The organism is Nocardioides plantarum (assembly GCF_006346395.1).
Lineage (GTDB): Bacteria > Actinomycetota > Actinomycetes > Propionibacteriales > Nocardioidaceae > Nocardioides > Nocardioides plantarum.
Map to the genome: position 1 here is coordinate 414,455 of NZ_VDMS01000005.1, position 21,531 is coordinate 435,985.

23 protein-coding genes and 1 tRNA gene are annotated in these 21,531 nt (G+C 69.9%); 21 read left to right on the top strand and 3 right to left on the bottom strand.

Going from position 1 to position 21,531, the window contains the following annotated elements; all coding sequences use genetic code 11:
* Window positions 1–33 precede the first annotated feature (33 nt).
* The 3 genes from FJQ56_RS20650 to FJQ56_RS20660 are packed head-to-tail and all read left to right on the top strand — an operon-like array spanning window position 34 to window position 1,855.
* Entirely contained in the window at window positions 34–444 is a 411-nt protein-coding gene (locus tag FJQ56_RS20650; RefSeq protein WP_140011509.1) for an FAS1-like dehydratase domain-containing protein, read from the top strand.
* Window positions 444–824, top strand: coding sequence for a MaoC/PaaZ C-terminal domain-containing protein (locus FJQ56_RS20655; protein WP_140011510.1), 381 nt, complete (start codon window positions 444–446; stop codon window positions 822–824). The genes FJQ56_RS20650 and FJQ56_RS20655 overlap by 1 nt, the downstream gene beginning before the upstream one ends.
* Entirely contained in the window at window positions 821–1,855 is a 1,035-nt protein-coding gene (locus tag FJQ56_RS20660) for a UDP-N-acetylmuramate dehydrogenase (RefSeq protein ID WP_140011511.1), read from the top strand. Before FJQ56_RS20655 ends, FJQ56_RS20660 begins: the two co-directional genes overlap by 4 nt.
* A 3-nt stretch (window positions 1,856–1,858) precedes the next feature.
* Here the strand turns inward: FJQ56_RS20660 and FJQ56_RS20665 are convergent, their stop codons facing one another.
* From FJQ56_RS20665 to FJQ56_RS20675, 3 genes are read right to left on the bottom strand one after another with little or no spacing between them, the layout of a single operon-like run.
* Window positions 1,859–2,329, bottom strand: a complete 471-nt coding sequence (locus FJQ56_RS20665) for a DUF4190 domain-containing protein (protein WP_140011512.1) — start codon at window positions 2,327–2,329, stop codon at window positions 1,859–1,861.
* 12 nt (window positions 2,330–2,341) lie between these two features.
* Window positions 2,342–3,412, bottom strand: a complete 1,071-nt coding sequence (locus FJQ56_RS20670) for an adenosine deaminase (protein WP_140011513.1) — start codon at window positions 3,410–3,412, stop codon at window positions 2,342–2,344.
* Window positions 3,409–4,617: a pyridoxal phosphate-dependent aminotransferase gene (locus tag FJQ56_RS20675; RefSeq protein WP_140011514.1), complete on the bottom strand. Its 1,209-nt coding sequence runs from the start codon at window positions 4,615–4,617 to the stop codon at window positions 3,409–3,411. The genes FJQ56_RS20670 and FJQ56_RS20675 overlap by 4 nt, the downstream gene beginning before the upstream one ends.
* 227 nt (window positions 4,618–4,844) lie before the next feature.
* On the opposite strand from FJQ56_RS20675, the gene FJQ56_RS20680 reads away from it, so the two are divergent.
* The 18 genes from FJQ56_RS20680 to FJQ56_RS22295 all read left to right on the top strand — a co-directional run bounded on the left by FJQ56_RS20680 (window position 4,845) and on the right by FJQ56_RS22295 (window position 21,513).
* Window positions 4,845–4,917: transfer RNA gene (locus tag FJQ56_RS20680), tRNA-Trp, on the top strand.
* 59 nt (window positions 4,918–4,976) lie between these two features.
* Window positions 4,977–5,234 (top strand): preprotein translocase subunit SecE, encoded by a 258-nt coding sequence (secE, locus tag FJQ56_RS20685; protein WP_170215486.1) that lies wholly within the window; start codon window positions 4,977–4,979, stop codon window positions 5,232–5,234.
* Between the two features lie 49 nt (window positions 5,235–5,283).
* Entirely contained in the window at window positions 5,284–6,339 is a 1,056-nt protein-coding gene (gene nusG / locus FJQ56_RS20690) for a transcription termination/antitermination protein NusG (protein ID WP_140011516.1), read from the top strand.
* 149 nt (window positions 6,340–6,488) lie between these two features.
* Window positions 6,489–6,917 carry a 50S ribosomal protein L11 gene (gene rplK, locus FJQ56_RS20695; RefSeq protein ID WP_140011517.1) on the top strand — a complete coding sequence of 143 codons (429 nt, stop codon included), beginning with the start codon at window positions 6,489–6,491 and terminating at the stop codon, window positions 6,915–6,917.
* Window positions 6,918–7,002: 85 nt separating this feature from the next.
* Entirely contained in the window at window positions 7,003–7,722 is a 720-nt protein-coding gene (rplA, locus tag FJQ56_RS20700) for a 50S ribosomal protein L1 (RefSeq protein WP_140011518.1), read from the top strand.
* 300 nt (window positions 7,723–8,022) lie between these two features.
* Window positions 8,023–8,724, top strand: a complete 702-nt coding sequence (gene rplJ, locus FJQ56_RS20705) for a 50S ribosomal protein L10 (RefSeq protein WP_140011519.1) — start codon at window positions 8,023–8,025, stop codon at window positions 8,722–8,724.
* 79 nt (window positions 8,725–8,803) lie between these two features.
* Window positions 8,804–9,190: a 50S ribosomal protein L7/L12 gene (gene rplL / locus FJQ56_RS20710; RefSeq protein ID WP_140011520.1), complete on the top strand. Its 387-nt coding sequence runs from the start codon at window positions 8,804–8,806 to the stop codon at window positions 9,188–9,190.
* 309 nt (window positions 9,191–9,499) lie between these two features.
* Window positions 9,500–10,456: an ABC transporter ATP-binding protein gene (locus tag FJQ56_RS20715; RefSeq protein WP_140011521.1), complete on the top strand. Its 957-nt coding sequence runs from the start codon at window positions 9,500–9,502 to the stop codon at window positions 10,454–10,456.
* 7 nt (window positions 10,457–10,463) lie between these two features.
* Window positions 10,464–11,249 (top strand): MlaE family ABC transporter permease, encoded by a 786-nt coding sequence (locus FJQ56_RS20720; RefSeq protein ID WP_140011522.1) that lies wholly within the window; start codon window positions 10,464–10,466, stop codon window positions 11,247–11,249.
* A 1-nt stretch (window position 11,250) separates the two neighbouring features.
* Window positions 11,251–12,078, top strand: coding sequence for an MlaE family ABC transporter permease (locus FJQ56_RS20725; RefSeq protein WP_140011523.1), 828 nt, complete (start codon window positions 11,251–11,253; stop codon window positions 12,076–12,078).
* Window positions 12,079–12,082: 4 nt separating this feature from the next.
* Window positions 12,083–13,372, top strand: coding sequence for an MCE family protein (locus tag FJQ56_RS20730; protein ID WP_246084286.1), 1,290 nt, complete (start codon window positions 12,083–12,085; stop codon window positions 13,370–13,372).
* Complete coding sequence (locus FJQ56_RS20735) at window positions 13,369–14,445, top strand: MCE family protein (protein ID WP_140011524.1); 1,077 nt, start codon at window positions 13,369–13,371, stop codon at window positions 14,443–14,445. The genes FJQ56_RS20730 and FJQ56_RS20735 overlap by 4 nt, the downstream gene beginning before the upstream one ends.
* Entirely contained in the window at window positions 14,442–15,455 is a 1,014-nt protein-coding gene (locus FJQ56_RS20740) for an MCE family protein (protein ID WP_140011525.1), read from the top strand. The genes FJQ56_RS20735 and FJQ56_RS20740 overlap by 4 nt, the downstream gene beginning before the upstream one ends.
* Window positions 15,455–16,609: an MCE family protein gene (locus FJQ56_RS20745; protein WP_140011526.1), complete on the top strand. Its 1,155-nt coding sequence runs from the start codon at window positions 15,455–15,457 to the stop codon at window positions 16,607–16,609. The genes FJQ56_RS20740 and FJQ56_RS20745 overlap by 1 nt, the downstream gene beginning before the upstream one ends.
* Window positions 16,606–18,123, top strand: a complete 1,518-nt coding sequence (locus FJQ56_RS22520; RefSeq protein WP_140011527.1) for an MCE family protein — start codon at window positions 16,606–16,608, stop codon at window positions 18,121–18,123. Before FJQ56_RS20745 ends, FJQ56_RS22520 begins: the two co-directional genes overlap by 4 nt.
* On the top strand, window positions 18,120–19,409 hold the full coding sequence (locus FJQ56_RS20755) for an MCE family protein (RefSeq protein ID WP_140011528.1): 1,290 nt from the start codon (window positions 18,120–18,122) through the stop codon (window positions 19,407–19,409). Before FJQ56_RS22520 ends, FJQ56_RS20755 begins: the two co-directional genes overlap by 4 nt.
* Before the next feature lie 65 nt (window positions 19,410–19,474).
* Window positions 19,475–20,518, top strand: a complete 1,044-nt coding sequence (locus FJQ56_RS20760; protein ID WP_140011529.1) for a hypothetical protein — start codon at window positions 19,475–19,477, stop codon at window positions 20,516–20,518.
* Window positions 20,515–21,513: a J domain-containing protein gene (locus tag FJQ56_RS22295; protein WP_170215472.1), complete on the top strand. Its 999-nt coding sequence runs from the start codon at window positions 20,515–20,517 to the stop codon at window positions 21,511–21,513. Before FJQ56_RS20760 ends, FJQ56_RS22295 begins: the two co-directional genes overlap by 4 nt.
* Window positions 21,514–21,531: the final 18 nt, after the last annotated feature.

Consider the following 21,531-nt stretch of genomic DNA (forward strand, 5'->3'; position numbering starts at 1 on the left):
GAGCCGTGCCCGGTTGCCGATAGGTTCGACGACATGCCGCTCGACGACCCCGACATCGTGGGCCGCGCCTACCCGCCGGCCCCGCCCCACGAGGTCACCGCCGACGCCGTGCGGGCGTTCGTGGAGGCCACCGGGGCGTCGTACGACGGAGGGCCGGCGCCGGCCACCTTCCCGATCGTCGCGGCGTTCACCGCCATGTCGACGTTCCTCGAGGCCGAGGCGCTCGACCTGTCGCGCATCGTCCACGGCGCCCAGGAGTTCCGGCACGAGCGGCCGGTCGTGCCTGGTGACGTGCTCAGCGTCACGCTGAGGGTCGCGAGCGTCCGCTCGATCGGCGGCAACGACATCATCGGCACCACCAGCGAGGTCACCGACGCCGACGGCGCCCTGGTGGCGACCGGCACCGCCACCCTGGTCCACCGCGGCCCCGAGGGTGGCGCCTGATGGGCACGCAGCTCGAGCCGGTCAGCTACCGGCTGACCCGCGACGACCTCGTCGCGTACGCCGCCGCCAGCGGCGACCACAACCCGATCCACCAGGACCAGGAGATCGCCCTCGCGGTCGGGCTGCCGGGGGTGATCGCCCACGGCATGCTCACCCTCGCGCTGGCCGCGCGCTACGTCGACGAGCACCTCGGCGAGCGCGGTCGCATCGCCACCATCGGGGCCAAGTTCGCCAAGCCGGTCGTCGTGCCGGTCGAGGGCGTCGACGTCGTCGTCTCCGGCACCCGCAAGGACGACGACACGATCGTGCTGGCCGTCACCTGCGAGGGCGTCGACGTCCTGCGCGGCTGCAAGGTGACCCTGCGGGGCGCCGCCGCGTGACCGACCTGCGCCACCACACCACCCTGCGCCTCGGGGGTCCCGCACGACGCTGGGTCACCGCCACCACCGAGGCCGAGCTCGTCGAGGCCGTGTCGGCCGCCGACGCCGCGGGCGAGCCGGTGCTGGTGCTGGGCGGCGGCAGCAACCTCGTCGTCGCCGACGCCGGGTTCGACGGCACCGTCGTCGAGGTCGCGACCCGCGGCATCCTCGCCGACCACGACTCCGACGACCCGACCTGCGGGGGAGTGCTGGTCACCGTCGCCGCCGGCGAGTCGTGGGACGTCCTGGTCGCCCACGCCGTCGCCCACGGCTGGGTCGGGGTCGAGGCGCTGTCCGGCATCCCCGGCTCCGTGGGCGCCACCCCGGTGCAGAACGTCGGCGCCTACGGCCAGGAGGTCTCCCAGACCGTCGCTCGGGTCCGGGTCTGGGACCGCCGGCTGCAGGGCGTGCGCACCTTCGCCGGACCCGACTGCGACTTCGGCTACCGCCACTCGCGGTTCAAGGCCGACCCCGGCCGCCACGTCGTCCTCGACGTCACCTTCCAGCTCGCGGTCGGCACGCTGAGCGCCCCGGTCGGCTACGCCGAGCTGGCCCGCACCCTCGGCGTCGAGCCCGGCGCGCGCGCACCGCTGGCGCAGGTGCGCGAGGCGGTGCTCGGCCTGCGCCGGGGCAAGGGCATGGTCCTCGACCCCGCCGACCACGACACCTGGAGCGCCGGCTCGTTCTTCACCAACCCGGTCCTGCCGGTCGCCGACGTGCCCGACGGCGCGCCGACCTGGCCCGCCGACGACGGGCTCGTCAAGACCAGCGCCGCCTGGCTCATCGAGCACGCCGGGTTCACCAAGGGCTACGCCGTGCACCCCGACGCCGCCGCCCGGCTCTCGAGCAAGCACACGCTGGCCCTCACCAACCGCGGAGACGCGACCACCGACGACCTGCTGGCGCTGGCCCGCGCCGTGCGTGACGGCGTGCGCTCGGCGTACGGCGTGACGCTGGTCAACGAGCCGGTGCTCGTCGGCTGCGAGCTCTAGCCCTCAGGGGCCGGCCACGCTGATGAAGAGGCCGAGCAGCACGATCCCGACCCCGACCACCGCGAGCGCGATCGCCGAGCCGATCAGTCCGGTCACGAACGCCGCCGTCGCGATGCCCGGGTTGGTGTAGCGCCCGGGATCCTGCTCGATCTCCTTGCGGGCCCGGGCCCCGAGAGCGATGGCGAACGGTCCGGTCAGCGACCCGACGATCGAGAAGCAGGTCACCTGGATCAGCAGCGAGGACACCACGCTGACGATCCCGAGCACCAGGGCGGCGATGGCGCCGGCGTGCGGCTGGGCGAACGGGTGGCCCTGCGCGGTCGGTGCGTACGGCGTGTAGCCCGCCGGGGCCGCGGGCGGCGAGACGTAGGGACTCGAGGCCTCGCCGTACGCCGGGGCCTGCTCGCCCGAGGGGGAGGCCGGCTCGGCGAGGGAGTCAGGCGTCTCGTCCGGGGTCCCGGGCTGCTGCGTCACGCCCGGATCATGTCACCGGGAGCCGGGACCGTGCTCCAGCCAGTCGTCGACCGCGGCGAGCGCCGCGACGCGCAGCTCGTCGGGGGCTCGCGAGGCCCGCAGCGACATCCGGGCCAGCTCGGCCAGGGTCGCGTCGTCGAGCTCGTGCGCCGCGCGCATCGTGGCGTACTGCGCCGCGAGCTGCGAGCCGAACAGCAACGGGTCGTCGGCGCCGAGCGCGACGGTGGCCCCGGCCTCCAGCAGCGTCGGCAGCGGCACCGAGGTGAGGTCGGAGTAGACACCGAGCGCGACGTTGGAGACGGGACAGACCTCGAGCGCCACCCCGGCATCGACGATGCGGGCCAGCAGGTCGGGGTCCTCGGCGCAGCGGACCCCGTGACCGAGGCGGTCGGCGTGCAGGGTGTCGAGGCAGGTACGGACGTGGTCGGGTCCGCGCAGCTCGCCGCCGTGCGGCACCAGCGCGAGCCCGGCGCGCTCCGCGATCGCGAACGCGCCCGCGAAGTCGGCGGTGCGGCCGCGGCGCTCGTCGTTGGACAGCCCGAACCCGACGACACCGCGGCCGGCGTACTGCCCCGCGAGCCGGGCCAGGGTGCGTGCGTCGAGCGGGTGTCGGGTGCGGTTGGCCGCCACGACGACCCCGATGCCGAGACCCGTGCGCTCGCTCGCGTCGCGCACGGCGTCGAGCACCAGGTCGGTGAAGGCGGTGATGCCGCCGAACCGGGCGGCGTACCCGCTGGGGTCGACCTGGATCTCGAGCCACCGCCCGCCGTCGCGCACGTCGTCCTCGGCCGTCTCCAGCACCAGTCGGCGTACGTCGGCCTCGGTGCGCAGCACGGAGCGCGCGACGTCGTAGAGGCGCTGGAAGCGGAACCAGCCCTTCTCGTCGGCCGCGCTCAGCTGCGGCGGCCACTCCGAGACCAGCGAGTCGGGCAGGGCGATGCCGTCGCGCTCGGCGAGCTCGAGCAGCGTGCCGTGCCGCATCGACCCGGTGAAGTGCAGGTGCAGGTGCGCCTTCGGCAGTGCCCGCACGTCACGGACGGTCGTCGGGGACGGCGCCCCGGCACCCGTGTCCGGATAACTCACGCAAACAGCTTCTGCAACCGCGTGATGCCTTCCACGATGTCGTCGTCGCCGAGTGCGTAGGACAGTCGCAGGTAGCCGGGGGAGCCGAACGCCTCGCCGGGCACCACCGCGACCTCGCTCTTGTCGAGGATGTAGTCGGCCAGGTCGGCCGACGTCTCGACGACCGTGCCGTCGTGGTCCTTGCCGAGCAGGCCCTTGACCGACGGGTAGGCGTAGAACGCCCCACCCGGCATGGGGCACACGACGCCCTCGATCTCGTTGAGCATCGCGACGATGGTCTTGCGGCGCCGGTCGAAGGCGACCTTCATCTCCGCGACGGCCGTCAGGTCGCCCTCGAGGGCGGCGATCGCGGCACGCTGGGCGACGTTGGAGACGTTGGACGTCGCGTGGCTCTGCAGGTTGGTGGCGGCCTTGACCAGGTCCTTCGGGCCGATCATCCAGCCGACCCGCCAGCCGGTCATCGCGTAGGTCTTGGCGACCCCGTTGACGATGACGCAGTTGTCGACCAGGAACGGGCACAGCACGGGCATCGACCCGGTGTCGATGCCGTCGTAGACGAGGTGCTCGTAGATCTCGTCGGTCAGCACCCACAGCTCGTGGTCCTCGACCCACCGGCCGATCGCGCGGATCTCCTCGGCGGTGTAGACCGCGCCGGTCGGGTTGGACGGCGAGACGAACAGCAGCACCTTGGTCCGCTCGGTGCGGGCGGCCTCGAGCTGCTCGACGGTGACCTTGTAGTCCTGGGTCTCGTCGGCCAGCACCTCGACCGCGACGCCGCCGGCCAGCTGGATCGCCTCGGGGTAGGTCGTCCAGTACGGCGCCGGCACGATCACCTCGTCGCCCGGGTCGAGCATCGCCGCGAAGGCGGCGTAGATGGCCTGCTTGCCGCCGTTGGTGACCAGCACCTGGGCCGGCTCGATCTCGAGACCGCTGTCGCGCCTGGTCTTGTCGGCGATGGCCTTCTTGAGCTCCGGCAGCCCGCCGGCCGGCGTGTAGCGGTGGTTCCTGGGCTCGCGGCAGGCGTCGACGGCGGCCTCGACGATGTAGTCGGGCGTGGGGAAGTCGGGCTCACCAGCACCGAAGCCGATCACCGGGCGGCCCTCGGCCTTGAGGGCCTTCGCCTTGGCGTCGACCTTCAGCGTGGCCGACTCGGCGATGGCGCCGATGCGGGCGGAGACTCGTCTGTCGCGGGGGCTCGAAGTCATGGGGCCATCGTAGGGTGGCGCCGATCGACCCTCGAGGCCGATCTCGGTGCGGTGGACCGGGCGCCGGACCGGGCGCCCCCGCAGTGGCCGGCACCCCCGGGTGCGGGGCTTTCGGGGAGACGTTTGGACGCGGCTCACCATCGAGTCGTAGACTCCCCGACTGGCGGATCTCTCCGATGCTTTGCCGTGCCCGTAGCCGGGCGGGCGCAGCGCGAGGAGTCCGGCGAAGGGCACTAGCTCAACTGGCAGAGCATCGGTCTCCAAAACCGAAGGTTGGGGGTTCAAGTCCCTCGTGCCCTGCAACACGGCAACACAGCAGCAACCAGAGCATCAACGACGTACGGCGAGAGGTGAGTGGCGTGTCGGACAGCAGCGCGGTCCGCGGTTCCCGGGACGACAGGTCCGGTGAGCCTCGCAAGCGCACCAGCATCCCGACGTTCTACCGCCAGGTGGTCGCCGAGCTCCGCAAGGTCGTCTGGCCCACGCAGGACCAGCTGGTCACCTACTTCATCGTGGTGATGGTCTTCGTGCTCGCGATGATGGCGCTCGTCTCGGCCCTCGACCTGGGCTTCGGCAAGCTCGCCTTCGCGATCTTCGACGGCAGCGACGGCGTCTGACCGCCCGCGCGGTCCGACCGCGCCCCGCCGCCACATCCCACAGCAACTGATGGAGCAACACGTGTCCGAGCAGTACGACGAGCCGGCCGCCGATGGCGAGACCGAGCTCGTGACCCCCGAGGCCGCCGACCTGACCCCCGAGACCGTGGAGCCGGGTGAGCAGGTCGACCCGACGCCGGACGACCTCGCCGTCGACGACGACGCCGACCTCCCCCTCGAGGACGCCTCGTTCGACGACGACGTGGCCGAGGCCACCGACGGCGCTGCCGAGGGCACCGCCCCGGTCGACGTCGACAGTGACGACGACGTCGCGGCGCTCGACGACCTGCTCGACGACTCCGAGCCGGTCGCCGACCTGATCGAGGCCGAGGGCGAGGTGGCCGACGACGCCGCTGCGGAGGCCGTCGACGAGACCGTCGACACGCTCGAGGCCGCCGAGGGCGAGGTCGTGCTCGACGAGGAGGCCGAGGTCGTCGACGAGGACCCGCTCGAGGCGTTCCGCCGTGAGCTGTGGGCCAAGCCCGGCGACTGGTTCGTGGTCCACACCTACTCCGGCATGGAGAACCGGGTGAAGTCCAACCTCGAGAACCGCATCGTCTCGCTCAACATGGAGGACTACATCCACGAGATCGTGGTTCCCATGGCCGACATCGTCGAGATCAAGAACGGCCAGCGCCGCACCCGCAAGCGCCCCTCGCACCCCGGCTACGTGCTGGTCCGCATGGACCTCACCGACGAGTCCTGGTCGACCGTGCGTCACACGCCGTCGGTGACCGGGTTCGTCGGCAACAGCCACCAGCCCGTCCCGCTGCTGATGGACGAGGTCGAGAACATGCTGGCCCCCGCCGTCCAGGCGGCCGCCGAGGTCGCCGCCGCTGCGGCCGGCACCACCGTCCCGGGCTCGGCCACCACGGCCAAGAAGCCCATCGAGGTCGCGGACTTCTCGATCTCCGACTCGGTCATGGTCGTCGACGGCCCGTTCGCGACGCTGCACGCCACGATCACCGAGATCAACGCCGAGGCCCAGCGGGTCAAGGCGCTGGTCGAGATCTTCGGTCGCGAGACCCCCGTCGAGCTCAGCTTCAACCAGATTCAGCGCGTCTGAGTCGGGCGGGCCCGCTGTGACGAGCGGGCCGTACCGTCCCGTCAGCGCGATTTCGTCCTGGCGGTACGGCGTACCACACTAGACAGTCGAAACACCCGTGGCAGGGGGCCCCGCGCCCTCGTCATGACCACACGAGAAGGAAGAGAACCATGCCTCCCAAGAAGAAGATCGCCGCACTGGTCAAGGTGCAGCTCCAGGCCGGCGCCGCGACCCCGGCCCCGCCGGTCGGTACCGCCCTGGGTCCCCACGGCGTCAACATCATGGAGTTCTGCAAGGCCTACAACGCCCAGACGGAGTCCATGCGCGGCAACGTCATCCCCGTCGAGATCACCATCTACGAGGACCGGACGTTCACGTTCATCACCAAGACCCCGCCGGCTGCCGAGCTGATCAAGAAGGCTGCTGGTCTGTCGAAGGGCTCGGGCGTCCCGCACAAGGAGAAGGTCGGCAAGCTGACCAAGGACCAGGTGCGCGAGATCGCGACCACCAAGCTCCCCGACCTCAACGCCAACAGCATCGAGGCCGCCATGAAGACGGTCGAGGGCACCGCCCGCTCGATGGGCATCACGACCGAGTAACACCCCGTGGCAGGGCCCTCTCGGGCCCACTCCGACCACACCGCGCGAGAGCGATCGCGCATCCCACAACCGAGAAGAGATTCCGATGCAGCGCAGCAAGACCTACCGCGCGGCCGAAGAGACGTTCGACAAGGACGAGCTCTACGCCCCGCTGACCGCGATCAAGATCGCGAAGACCGCCAGCAAGAAGAAGTTCGACGAGACCCTCGACGTCGTGATGCGTCTCGGCGTCGACCCCCGCAAGGCCGACCAGATGGTGCGCGGCACCGTCAACCTGCCCCACGGCACGGGCAAGACCGCCCGCGTCCTGGTGTTCGCCAACGGTGACAAGGCCGAGGCCGCCACCGCGGCCGGTGCCGACATCGTCGGTGGCGACGAGCTCATCGACAAGGTGGCCGGCGGCTGGCTCGACTTCGACGCCGTCGTCGCCACGCCCGACATGATGGGCAAGGTCGGCCGGCTCGGCCGCGTGCTCGGTCCCCGTGGCCTGATGCCCAACCCCAAGACCGGCACCGTCACGCCCGACCCGGCCAAGGCGGTCACCGACATCAAGGGCGGCAAGATCGAGTTCCGCGTCGACCGGCACGCCAACCTGCACTTCATCATCGGCAAGGCCTCGTTCAGCGAGACCGCCCTGGCCGAGAACTACGCCTCGGCGCTCGAGGAGGTGCTGCGGCTCAAGCCGGCCAGCTCCAAGGGTCGCTACATCAAGAAGGTCACGGTCTCCACGACCATGGGCCCCGGCATCCAGGTCGACCCCAACCGCACGCGCAACGTCGCGTCCGAGGAGGAGGGCGAGGCCTGAGCCTCCCTCCACTCGACGTACGTCGGCCCGTCCAGCTCTGCTGGGCGGGCCGTCGCCGTTCCCGGTGCCACAGATTTGGCCCATCCTCGTGCGCGCCGTACAGTTCGGACCTGAAACCAGAGACCGCCGGTTGTCAGGCTGTGCATGCAGTCAGACCGAAGGTGCCGCAGCGATGCGGACGGCCCGCGCAGGATTCGGAGCAGAAGCCCTCGTTCGAGGTCCACGCCCTGAGCCCCGCGCTCGGGGCGTTCGTCATCTCCGAGGGGCCGGGCGACGGTCTCACCGTCCGGAAGGAGACCCATGGCGCGGGCAGACCGAAACGCCGCCGTCGCGGAGATCGTTGAGTCCTTCAACGATTCCGCCGGTGCCGTGCTGACCGAGTACCGCGGTCTCACCGTCAAGGAGCTGCAGGACCTGCGCCGCTCCCTCGGTGAGAACGCCAGCTACGCCGTGGTCAAGAACACGCTGGCCAAGATCGCCGCCAACAAGGTGGGCATCAGCGGCTTCGACGACCTGCTCACCGGCCCGACCGCCATCGCCTTCATCAGCGGTGACGTGGTCGAGGCGGCCAAGGGTCTGCGTGACTTTGCCAAGGCCAACCCCGCCCTTGTCATCAAGGGTGGAGTCCTCGACGGCAACATCCTCGACGCGAAGGAGATCGCCAAGCTGGCCGATCTCGAGTCGCGCGAGGTGCTCCTGGGCAAGCTCGCGGGCGCCATGCTCGCGTCGCTGTCGCAGGCCGTCTACCTCCTCAACGCGCCTCTCGCCCAGGCCGCCCGTCTCGCGGGTGCGCTGCAGGCCAAGGCCGAGGAGGACCCCTCGATCCTCGCAGGTGGTGCGGGCACGCCCGCCGCCGCCGAGGAGGCCCCGGCCGACGAGGCTGCTGCTGACGAGGCCCCCGCCGAGGAGGTGACCGAGGCTGCTGCAGAGCAGACCGAGGACGCCCCCGCCGCGGAGGCCCCCGAGGCCGCTGCCGAGGAGTCCGAGACCACCGAAGCCTGATCCTCAGGCCGACCACACCACCTGAAACCCCGGTACGCCGCCGCCTGGCGTCGTACCACCGAATGGAAGGAACGCCACCATGGCGAAGCTCAACACCACGGAGCTCCTCGAGGCTTTCAAGGAGATGACGCTGATCGAGCTCTCCGAGTTCGTGAAGCAGTTCGAGGAGACCTTCGGCGTCACCGCCGCTGCTCCGGTCGCCGTCGCCGCCGCGGGCGGTGGCGCTGCCGCCCCCGCCGAGGAGGAGGCCGCGCAGGACGAGTTCGACGTCATCCTCGAGGCTGCCGGCGACAAGAAGATCAACGTCATCAAGGAGGTGCGCGCCCTCACCTCGCTCGGTCTCAAGGAGGCCAAGGAGCTGGTCGAGGCCGCGCCCAAGGCTGTTCTCGAGAAGGCCGACAAGGCCACTGCCGAGAAGGCCAAGGAGACCCTCGAGGGCGCCGGCGCGACCGTCACCCTCAAGTGACCCCTGGCGGGTGACGCTAGGACGACGTCCTAGTCCGATCTCGCTGCACGACCGAGGCGACCACCCCCACGGGGGGTGGTCGCCTCGGCGCATTTGTGGCGCGTTGTCGCAGGTGGGAGCGCGTGTCACGGCTGGGTATCGCTATCCGGGAGAAACGTGACGTCACGCACAAACCCGCGTAACCTCGCCGCGACGAGACCGTTGTTACTCGCGAGTGTGTGTGATGGGAGACATGCCTCGGCTGCGGGTTCCCGACGGCCTCGTCTGCTCCCCGGCGTCACCGCCGAACCAGGTCGAGAGAAGGACTCCATGGGCGTTGAGATCAAGATCGACCATCTCACCAAGTCGTTCGGCAAGCAGATGATCTGGGGCGACGTGACGCTCACGGTCCCGGCCGGCGAGATCAGCGTCATGCTCGGCCCCTCCGGCACCGGCAAGTCGGTGCTGCTCAAGACGATCATCGGTCTGCTCAAGCCCGACAGCGGCTCGGTGATCATCGAGGGGACCGACCTCGCGTCGTGCCCCGAGAAGGAGCTCTACGAGATCCGCAAGCTGTTCGGGGTGCTGTTCCAGGACGGCGCCATGTTCGGCTCGATGAACCTCTACGACAACGTGGCCTTCCCCTTGCGCGAGCACACCAAGAAGTCCGAGTCCGAGGTCCGCGACGTGGTCATGGAGAAGATGGACCTGGTCGGCCTCCTGGGAGCCGAGGACAAGCTGCCCGGCGAGATCTCCGGCGGCATGCGCAAGCGCGCGGGCCTGGCGCGTGCGCTGGTGCTCGACCCCGAGATCGTCTTGTTCGACGAGCCCGACTCGGGCCTCGACCCGGTCCGTACGGCGTTCCTCAACCAGCTCATCATCGACCTCAACGCGCAGATCGACGCGACCTTCCTGATCGTCACCCACGACATCAACACCGCGCGCACGGTGCCCGACAACATCGGGCTGCTCTACCACCGGCACCTGGCGATGTTCGGGCCGCGCGAGATGCTGCTGGCCTCCGAGGAGCCGGTCGTGCGCCAGTTCCTCAACGCCCAGCGGGTCGGTCCGATCGGCATGTCGGAGGAGAAGGACGCCGACGAGCTGGCGGCCGAGTCCGGCCAGGAGCTGCCGCCGCTGCCGCCGATCCCCATGCAGCTCGAGCCCTCCAACGGCATCCCGCGCCGCAGCCAGCGCGAGCCGGGTGCCTGGTGCAGGGACAACGGGGTCACGGCCCCGCCGGGCTCCTTCCAGAGTGCCGAGGCCGGCCTCACCCCCGGGACCTGATCGCCCGATGTCATCGATCACGTCGGCGCGCGTCCTGCGCCCCGTCGGCACCGCGGGCAAGCTCTTCGCCTTCGGTCTCGACGTGGGTCGTGGGCTCTTCCGCCGCCCCTTCCAGCTGAGGGAGTTCCTTCAGCAGGCCTGGTTCATCGCCTCGGTGACGATCGTGCCGACCGCGCTCGTGGCCATCCCGTTCGGCGCGGTCATCGCCCTGCAGGTCGGTGGTCTGATCCGGCAGTTCGGCGCCCAGTCGTTCACCGGCTCGGCGTCCGTGCTCGCCGTGATCCAGCAGGCGGGGCCGATCGCCACCGCGCTGCTGATCGCGGGCGCCGGCGGGTCGGCGATCGCGGCCGATCTCGGTGCCCGCAAGATCCGCGAAGAGCTCGACGCGATGATGGTGCTCGGCATCGACCCCATCCAGCGGCTCGTCGTGCCCCGGGTGCTCGCCTGCATGTTGGTGGCGTTCTTCCTCAACGGCCTGGTCAGCGTGGTCGGTGTCGCGGGCGGCTACGTCTTCAACGTCATCCTGCAAGACGGCACCCCCGGCGCCTACATCGCCAGCTTCACCGCGCTGGCGCAGCTCCCCGACCTCTACATCGGGCTCATCAAGTCGTTGATCTTCGGGCTGATCGCCGCGGTCGTGGCCTCCTACAAGGGCATGAACGCCGGCGGGGGACCCAAGGGCGTGGGTGACGCGGTCAACGAGTCCGTCGTCATCACGTTCCTGCTGCTGTTCGTCGTCAACTTCGTCCTCAGCACGATCTACCTCCAGCTCGTGCCACCGAAGGGCGGTTGACGTGGCCAACCTCAAGGCGGTCTACCAGAAGCCGCTCACCTCGATCGACGACCTCGGTGGTCAGCTCGCGTTCTACCTGCGTGCCCTGGCGGCGACGCCGCGCTCGATCGTGCGCTACCCCAAGGAGATCATGCGGATCCTGGCCGAGGTCACCCTCGGCTCGGGCTCGCTGGCCGTGATCGGCGGCACCGTCGGGGTCATCCTCGGCATGACCTTCTTCACCGGCGCCCAGGTCGGTCTGTCCGGCTACGCCGCGCTCGACCAGCTCGGGACCTCCGTCTACGCCGGGTTCGTCTCGGCCTACTTCAACACCCGCGAGATCGCCCCGCTCGTCTCCGGCATCGCGCTCGCGGCGACGGTGGGCTGCGGCTTCACCGCCCAGCTCGGTGCCATGCGCATCTCCGAGGAGGTCGACGCCCTCGAGGTGATGGCCATCCCGTCGATGCAGTTCCTGGTCACCACCCGCATCGTGGGTGGCCTCATCGCGATCGTGCCGCTCTACGTGGTGGGCCTGCTGTCGTCCTACGTCGCGAGCCGGCTGGTCGTCACCCAGTTCTACGGCCAGAGCTCCGGCGCCTACGACCACTACTTCAACGTCTTCCTGCCACCCGGCGACGTCCTGTGGTCCTTCGGCAAGGTCCTCGTCTTCGCGGTGGTCGTGATCCTCATCCACTGCTACTACGGCTACACGGCCTCCGGCGGTCCGGCCGGCGTCGGGGTGGCCGTGGGTCGCGCCGTCCGCTCCAGCATCGTGGCCGTCAACGTGCTCGACCTGTTCCTGTCGATGGCCATCTGGGGCACCACGACCACCGTCAGATTGGCAGGGTGACCCGGTGAAGCGCGTCCTGCTCAACGCCCGTCTGCTCGGCATCGTCTTCCTGGCGATGCTGGTCGGGGGCGTCTACCTCACCTTCGCGATCTTCACCAAGCAGTTCACCGACTACGACGAGGTCACCCTCGAGACCTCCTCGATCGGGCTCCAGCTCCCCAAGCGCGCCGACATCAAGGTCCGCGGCGTGCAGGTCGGCGAGGTCCTCGACTACGACGCGACGTCCTCGGGCGCGACGGTCACCCTCGGCATCTACCCCGACAAGATCGACCAGATCCCGCGCAACGTCACCGGCTCGATCGTCCCCAAGACGCTGTTCGGCGAGAAGTACGTGTCGCTGGTCATCCCGGAGGACCGGGCCGCCACCCCTCTGGCCGATCACGACGTCATCAAGAAGACGCAGGTCTCGACCGAGGTCGAAGCGGTGCTGTCCGACCTCTACCCCCTGCTCGAGGCCGTCCGGCCGGCCGACATCAACACCACGTTGACCGCCCTCGCGACCGCGCTGGAGGGTCGCGGCGACCAGCTCGGCGACAGTCTCGAGACCCTCGACGCCTATCTCAAGCGCCTCAACCCGCGCATCCCCGAGCTCGTCGAGGACCTCCGGCTGACCTCCGACACCGCCGACATCTACGACGAGATCCTGCCCGAGGTGGGTGAGGTCCTCGAGAACACTGTCACGACGACCGGCACCCTCGAGGACCGCGCGGTCCAGCTCAAGGCGCTGTTCAACGACGTCGCCGACTTCTCCGACACCGCGCGCACGTTCCTGGTCGACAACGAGGACAACCTCGTGCGGCTGGGCGATCTCAACGCCCGTTACCTCAACGTCCTGGCGCGCTACTCCACCGAGTTCCCCTGCCTGACCGCGGGCATCGTCAACGCCGGCAAGCTGCAGGCCGAGGCGTTCCGCGACTTCGAGCTGCACATCGTGCTCGAGCCCCTGCCACGCCAGCCCCGCCGCTACACGGCCGCCGACGTGCCCCGGATCAAGGAGAACCGAGGGCCTGCCTGCCTGAGCCTGCCCAACCCGCCCTGGTCGCAGACCAACCCGGTCAAGCGGGTCCCCGACTTCGACGACGGGGTCGACGAGCCCACCGGCAAGGGCACCCAGCGGGCGGCGACGGGCTACGTCATCCGCGACGGTCGGAGCTCGCAGGGCACCGCCGGCGAGTACGACGTCTACCGCCGGCTCATCGCGCCCAGCCTCGGGGTCACCCCGGCGCAGGTCCCCGACCTCGGCCCGTTGCTGCTGGCGCCGATGGCGCGCGGCTCGAAGGTGAGCACCCGATGAAGCTCCTCGACAAGAAGACCGCGACCGACGCCACCAAGCTGGGCGTCTTCATGTTGGTCACGATCATGGCGACCGGCCTGCTCGTCATCGTGATCGGCAACATCGGGTTCAAGGGCAGTCAGGACTACAAGGCCGTCTTCTCCGACGCCACCGGCGTCGTCAAGGGTGACGACGTCCGGATCGCCGGCGTCAAGGTCGGCACCGTCAAGGACATCAAGGTGATCGACAACGACGACCGCCGCGACGACACCCGCGCGCCGCTCAAGCTGGCCGAGGTCTCCTTCTCCGTCGAGAACGGCACCGAGCTGACGCAGTCGACGTACGCCGCGCTGCGCTACCGCAACCTCGTCGGGCAGCGCTACGTCTCGCTGACGCAGGGCGAGGGCGAGCCCGGGCTGCTCGAGGCGGGAGGCACCATCCCCACGTCGCGCACCGAGGAGGCCCTCGACCTCACCACGCTCTTCAACGGGTTCAAGCCGTTGTTCCGCGCCCTGAACCCCGACGACGTCAACAAGCTCTCCTACGAGGTGATCCAGGTCTTCCAGGGCGAGGGTGGCACCCTCGAGGGCCTCCTCGCCAGCACCGCCTCGGTCACCGACACGCTGGCCGACCGGGATGCCGTCATCGGCCAGCTGCTCGACAACCTCGACTTCGTCCTGGATCACCTGGCCGACCGCGACACCCAGCTCTCGGCGCTGATCGTCAACTTCCGCAAGCTCGTCTCGGGTCTCAAGAGCGACCGGAGCGCCATCCTCGACTCCTTCGACCAGATCACCCGGCTCTCGGTCGAGACCGCCGACCTCGTCAAGGGTGTCCGCCCGGCGTTCGTCGAGGACATCAAGCAGCTGCGCCGCCTGACCAAGAACATCGCGGACAACAAGCAGGAGCTCGACCGCGCGTTGCAGGTGCTGCCGATCAAGCTCAACAAGGTCGGACGCACCGCCGCCTACGGCTCGTTCTTCAACTTCTACCTCTGCGACTTCAAGGGCTCGGTCACTGCTCCCGGACTCGGTACGAAGGCGCTCAAGGTGCCCGACGGCCTCATCGGCGGAGAAAGGTGCACCCTCCAGTGAAGCCCTTCCGTGAACGCAACCCCGTGATCATCGGCGCGCTCAGCCTGTCCCTCATCCTGATGCTGCTGCTCGCGGCCTTCCGGGCCCAGGACCTGCCGCTCATCGGCGGCGGCGACACCTACTACGCCGTGTTCAAGGACACCGGCGGCCTGCAGGCCAAGGACGAGGTCCGGATGGCCGGCGTCCGGATCGGCGTCGTCAAGGACGTCGAGCTCGACGGCGGTCAGGTCAAGGTCACCTTCAAGATCACCGAGGACGAGCAGTTCGGCGACAAGACCGAGGCCAACATCAAGGTCAAGACCCTGCTCGGGTCGATGTACCTCGACCTCGTTCCCGCCGGCGACGGGCAGCTCGACACCGAGTCGACCATCCCCCAGGAGCGCACGAAGGAGCCGTTCGACGTCATCGACGCCTTCAGCGGCCTCGCCGACACGATCGGCGACGGGTCCGACACCTCGAGTCCCGACGCCGACATCGACACCAAGCAGCTGACCGAGTCGCTCTCGGTGCTGGCCGACCTCACCCGCAACACCCCGGAGGAGTTCGGCGACGCCCTCGACGGGCTGTCCCGGCTCTCGGCCAACCTGGCCGACCGCGACGGACAGATCAACTCGCTGCTCAAGAACCTCAAGCGGGTCTCCAGCGTGCTCGACGACCGCGACCAGGACATCGTCAAGCTGATGGCCGACGCCGACACGCTGTTCGAGGCGCTGCTCCAGCGTCGCGAGCAGCTCCACGAGCTGCTCGTCTCGACCCGGACCCTGTCGAAGGAGCTGACGGCCCTGATCCGCCAGTCGCGTGCCGACCTCAAGCCCGCGCTCACCCAGCTCGACACCGTGCTCGACGTGATCAACAAGAACGAGGACAACCTCGACAACAGCCTCCGGCTGATGGCGCCGTTCTACCGCGTGTTCGCCAACACCCTGGGCACCGGCCCGTGGTTCGACACCTTCATCGAGAACCTGCCCCCGGTGCCGAGCCTCCCGACGCTTCCGACCCGGAGCAACTGATGGACGCGAAACGGGCCGTGGCCCCCCTCATCTTCCTGGTCCTCGTCGGGGTCGCCGGGTTCACGCTCCTGCGCGGTGGCGACGAGCCCCATCGGCTCACGGCCTACTTCCCCCGCACCGTCTCGCTCTACGAGGGCAGCGAGGTCCGGGTGCTGGGCGTCCCGGTCGGAAAGGTCGACAAGATCACGCCCGACGGCACCCGGGTCAAGGTCGAGATGACCTACGCCGACGACGTGCGGCTCCCCAAGGGCGCCAAGGCCATGATCATCTCGCCGGCCATCGTGGGCGACCGCTACGTCCAGGTCACTCCTGCCTACACCGGCGGTCCCGAGCTGCCCGCCAACGCCGTCCTCGAGTCCAGCAGCGAGGTCCCGATCGAGCTCGACGAGATCTACTCCAACCTCGACCGGCTCACCGTGGCGCTGGGTCCCGACGGCGCCAACTCCCAGGGCGCGCTCAGCGACCTGCTCAAGGTGACGGCCCGCAACTTCGGCGGCCAGGGCAACCAGTTCAACAAGACCATCGAGAACTTCGGACGACTCAGCTCCACGCTCGACGACAACAAGGACGAGCTGTTCGGTGCCGCCGCCGAGCTGCAGAAGTTCATCACCACCCTGGCCGACAACGACAAGACGGTGCGCGACTTCAACGACTCCCTCGGCCGGGTCTCCACGCTCCTGGCCGACGAGCGCCAGGAGCTGGCCGGCTCGCTGAAGAACCTCGCGGTCGCCCTCGACGAGGTCGGGCAGTTCGTCCGGGACAACCGCGACGTCCTCAAGACCGACATCAAGGGTCTCAACCGGGTCGCCAAGGTCCTGGTCAAGCAGCGGGACGCGCTCAGCGAGACCCTGCGGACCGCTCCGCTGGCCCTGAACAACCTGGCGCTGACCTACAACCCCGACACCGGCACCCTCGACACCAACGCCAACGTGGGGAGCCTGCTCGGCAACCTCACGAGCGACCCCACCCGGGTGCTGTGCGCCCTGGTGAGCGGCAACGACAACGAGGGCAAGCTCTGCGACCTCATCAAGAGCCTCCCGCTGCCACGAGCCGCCCCGTTCGGCCCGGGCACCGGCTCGCTCTACACCTCCAAGTCCGACCCCACCCTGGGCGGCCTCGTCCCGGCCGCGGCCACGACCGGAGACGCCCGATGAGCCGCCTGGTCCGCGCGCTGGTCGCCCTGGTCGTCGGCAGCGTCGTGCTGTCCGGCTGCGACTTCGACGTCTACGAGCTGCCCCTGCCCGGCGGAGCCGACGTCGGCGACAACGCGATGACGGTCACGGTCGAGTTCGACAACGTCCTCGACCTCGTGCCCCAGTCGAGCGTCAAGGTCAGCGACGTCACCGTCGGCAAGGTCAGGTCGATCGACGTCGAGGAGAAGGACGGTGCCGACGGCAAGCTCGGCTACATCGCGCTCGTCGAGCTCGAGGTCCGCGGCGACACCGAGCTCCCTGCCAACGCCACTGCCACCATCCGCCAGACCAGCCTGCTCGGCGAGAAGTTCGTCTCGCTCTCGGCCCCCGCCACCGGAGCCAGCGGCAAGCTCGCCGACGGCGACAAGATCCCGGTCGAGCGCACCGGCAAGAACCCCGAGGTCGAGGAGGTGCTCGGCGCGCTGAGCCTGCTCCTCAACGGAGGCGGGCTCGACAAGGTCCGCACGATCACCACCGAGGTCAACGCGGCCCTGGCGGGTCGCGAGGACTCGGTGCGGTCGCTGCTCACGCAGGTCGCCACCTTCATGGGACAGCTCGACGACAACAAGAAGGACATCGTCGATGCCATCGAGTCCCTCAACAAGCTGGCCAAGGGCGTCAAGCGCCAGCAGCCCAAGATCGACCTCGCGCTCGAGGAGCTGCCCAGCGCGCTGACCTCGATCGACCGCCAGCGCGACGACCTCGTCCGGATGCTCAAGGCGCTCGACAACCTCGGCGACGTGGGCGTCCGCGTGATCCGCAAGACCAAGGCCGACACCATCACCACCGTCGAGCAGCTGCGACCCACGTTGACCCAGCTCGCCAACGCCGGCGACGACCTCGTCAACTCGTTCAACGTGATCCTGACCTACCCGTTCGTCGACGAGGTCGTGGGACGCGACCCCCAGGTGGCCCGCAACCTGCACATGGGCGACTACGTCAACCTCTCGGTCGAGCTCAACCTCGACCTCGGCAACCTCCAGCTGCCCGGCATCTCGTGCTACGAGCTCGACGCCCTCCCCGCCACCGGTGTTCTGCCGCCGTTCTCAAAGCTCTGCGAGGACGCCCAGGACGCGCTCGCCGACTGCCTCAAGGACTTCACCCGCTCCTGCATCTCCGGCGTCGTCGACGCCGTCTGCGACAACCTGCCCGACCCGACCGACCCGCTCTGCGACGTCGTCGACGGACTCATCGGCAGCCTCAACGGGCTGCTCGGCGGCGGCGGTGGCGGTGGCGGCGGTGGCGGCGGTGGCGGCGGTGGCGGCGGTGGCGGCGGCGGTGGCGGCGGTGGCATCCCCGGCCTTCCGGACCTGCCCGGCCTGCCCGGTCTGGGCGACCTGGGCGGCCTGACCAACCGGCCGGCGGTCGGATCCGACCCCCAGGCCCGGGACCGCGGTCCGACGATGGGTCAGCTCATGGCCGCCTACGACCCGGCTCTCGTGAGCCTGCTGACCCCCGGAATGGTGCTGCGATGATCACCCGTCGGACCAAGGTGCAGCTGATGATCTTCGTGATCATCACGCTGCTCGGTGTCTCCTACGTCGGGGCGCGCTACGCGCGGCTCGACGAGAAGGTCCGCGACACCAGCTACGAGGTCGAGGCCGACTTCGCCGAGTCCGGCGGCATCTTCGCCGGCGCCGAGGTGACCTACCGCGGCGTCGGCATCGGGACCGTCGACCGGATGGAGCTCACCGAGGACGGCGTCAAGGTCGTGCTCAAGATCGACGACAAGTGGGACGACATCCCGGCCGACACCCTCGCCGCCGTCGGCAACCGCTCCGCGGTCGGCGAGCAGTTCGTCGACCTCCAGCCCAAGGTCGACGGCGGTCCCCGGCTCCAGGACGGCTCGGTCATCGACGTGGCCGACACCCGCACCCCGATCGCCACCGAGAAGCTGCTGTCCGACCTCGTCACGACGGTCGACTCGGTCGACCAGGACGCGCTACGCACCACGGTCTCCGAGCTAGGGAAGGCGTTCAACGGCACCGGCGACGACCTGCAGACGATCATCGACACGGGCAGCTCGTTCATCGAGGCCGCCGACGACAACTTCGACATCACCACCAAGCTGATCGAGGACGGCAACACCGTCCTGAACACCCAGATCGACTCGGGCTCCGACCTGCGGACCTTCGCCGACCAGCTGTCGCTGTTCAGTGCCACCCTCGCCAAGGCCGACCCCGACCTGCGCGGCGTCATCGACAACGGGTCCTTCGCGGCCAACCAGCTCGAGAGCCTGATCAAGGACAACCGGGTCGAGCTCGGCTCCCTGCTCAACAACCTGGTGACGACCGGCAAGATCCTGGTCAAGAACATCCCGGGGCTCGAGCAGGTCCTGGTCATCTATCCCTACATCGTCGAGGCCGGCTACACCGTCGTGGCCAAGAGCCCCGACACCCAGATGTACGACGCCCACTTCGGCCTGATCCTCGCCACCACCTCACCCTGCAAGAACGGCTACCAGGGCACCCAGATCCGAGCCCCGCAGGAGCGGTTCGGCAACCCGGCGATGAACGACGACGCACGATGCGTCGACCCACCGAGCGTCTCCAACCCGCGCGGCGCGCAGAACCTCCCGCGGGTCGGTACCTCGCAGCGTCCCGACGCGTTCTTCGACCCCGGGACCGGCAAGGTCACCTACACCGACCCCGCCGTCGCCGACCCCGTCGCGCCGTGGGCCTCGGGCGGTACCGTTGCGCCTCGAACGCTCGGAAAGGAGTCGTGGAAGTGGCTCTACCTCCAGCCCATGACGGGCAAGTAGGTCCCCGCTCCACCTCCGCGTCCACCTCCGCCGCCCCGTCGGGCTCCGCGGCGAGCCCGGCCGTCGTGACCGCTCTCACGGCGGTCCTCGCGGTGGTCTGCGTGGCGTGCCTGGTGGTGCTCGGGCTGCGCTACGCCGACACGAGCGGATCCGTCGGCGACCGTGCCGGGCAGGTCTTCGGACTCGGCGACGACGACGGCGGTGCCGGGTCGGCAGACGACACCCGAACCCGCGAGCTCGTGCTGAGCCAGGCCAACCAGTTCATCATCCGGATCAACACCTACGGCCCCAGCGAGCTCGACAAGCAGTCGAAGATGCCCGGCTACGTCAAGCGCGTCAAGGAGGTCATCACCCCCAAGCTCGACGTCGAGTTCGAGAAGTCGGTGACCCTCGCCGAGCAGACCGTCGCCCAGTCCGGGCTCGAGCGCAGCGCCCAGCTCTACGCCTCGGGGGCCGAGTCGATCGGTGCCGACACGGCCACGGCGCTGGTCACCGGGGTCATCACCCAGTCCTACCCCGACCCCGAGAAGGAGGGCCGGATCGAGTACGAGCCCGAGCTCTTCCGCTACGAGGTCACCCTGGTGCGCAGCGGCGACCAGTGGCTCGCCGACGACTTCGCGCCCGTCGTCGGCGAGGTCGAGGGCGAGCCCACCGAGGGCGCCTCGGCGGATCCCACGACCGGTGCGTCCGGTGCGGCCTCGCCGTCCCTGCAGCGCTACGTCCGTCTCGTGACCGGGCGCCAGGGCGACGTCGTCGCCGCCGCCACCGCCCTCGAGGCCTGCGGGTTGCCGGCGGCGGTCAAGGCCGGCGACACCGCGTGCCCGGCCGCCGCCTCCGACCTCGCGACGGCCGCCCGAGCGCTGTCCGTGGCGTTGCGCGACGCGAGCGACCCCGACGCCGAGGGCTACGTCGGCAAGCCGCCCGCCGCGATCGTCGACCTCGTCAAGGCCACCGCGGCCGTCGCCGACGACGCCGTCTCAGCGGCGCGGGCCCTGCGCCCGTCCTGCCTGGCCGGTGACTCCAGCGCCTGCGCCTCGCAACGCAGCGCCGTCACCGAGTCGGCCGGCAACCTCGCCGCCGCGCTCGAGGGCTGGGCGGGGATCGGATGATCCCGAGCTGGTACGACGTCCTCGGCCTCGACGACGACGCCACGACCGACGAGGTCCGGGCCGCCTGGCAGCAGGCGGTCGCCGGCCTCGATCCCACCGACCGCCGCTTCAAGCAGCGCAACCGCGCCGCCGAGGTGCTCCTGGACCCCGACCGCCGCGCCGCCCACGACCGAGAGCTGGCCGCGCAGGAGGACCGCGAGGACGACTGGGTCGACGACCCGGCGGCGGTCGCACCCGCCGCCGAGACCGCGGAGACCACCGAGACCGATCAGTCCGCCGAGACCGCCGAGACCGCCGAGACGGGCGAGACGGGCGAGACGGGCGAGACGGGCGAGACCGCCGAGGCCGCCGAGGCCGCCGAGGCCGCCGAGGCCGCCGAGACCGTCAGCGACGACACCGGCGTCACGGACGCGCCCGCCGCTGTCTCGCTCGACAAGCGCGTCGACGCGGACCCGCCCGCGGCCGAGCCGGCGCGACCGCGCACCGGCCGGGTCCGCGTCCTGCTGGGGCTCGGGGTGGTCGCCCTGGTGCTGCTGCTCGCGACCCTCGCCGCGTTGATCGCCGGGGGAGGGGGCGAGGAGTCCGCGTCCGGCAGCGACCTGCCCGACACCCGGCAGGTCGAGGCCGCCCGCAAGGCCGCCGAGACCGCGGTCGGCCCGGTGCTGTCCTACGACTACCGCGACCTCGACAAGAGCTTCGCTGCCGCCAAGGCGTTCATGACGCCCCGTTACCAGGGCGTCTACGACCAGAACGTCGCCGGCTACGTCAAGGAGAACGCACCCACCACCAAGACGATCGTCACCGCCGAGGTCGTCAGCTCCGGCATCGTCCGTACCGGCAAGGACCGGGTCGACGTCCTGGTCTTCATCAACCGGCCGACCCGCAACGCCACCCGCGACGAGGTATCGCGCGACCAGGTGACCGTGCGGATGCTCGACGTCGACGACAGCTGGCTCGTCGACTGCCTGATCACGGAGCCGGGCGGAACCTGCTGACGGCCGCCCAGCCCGGTC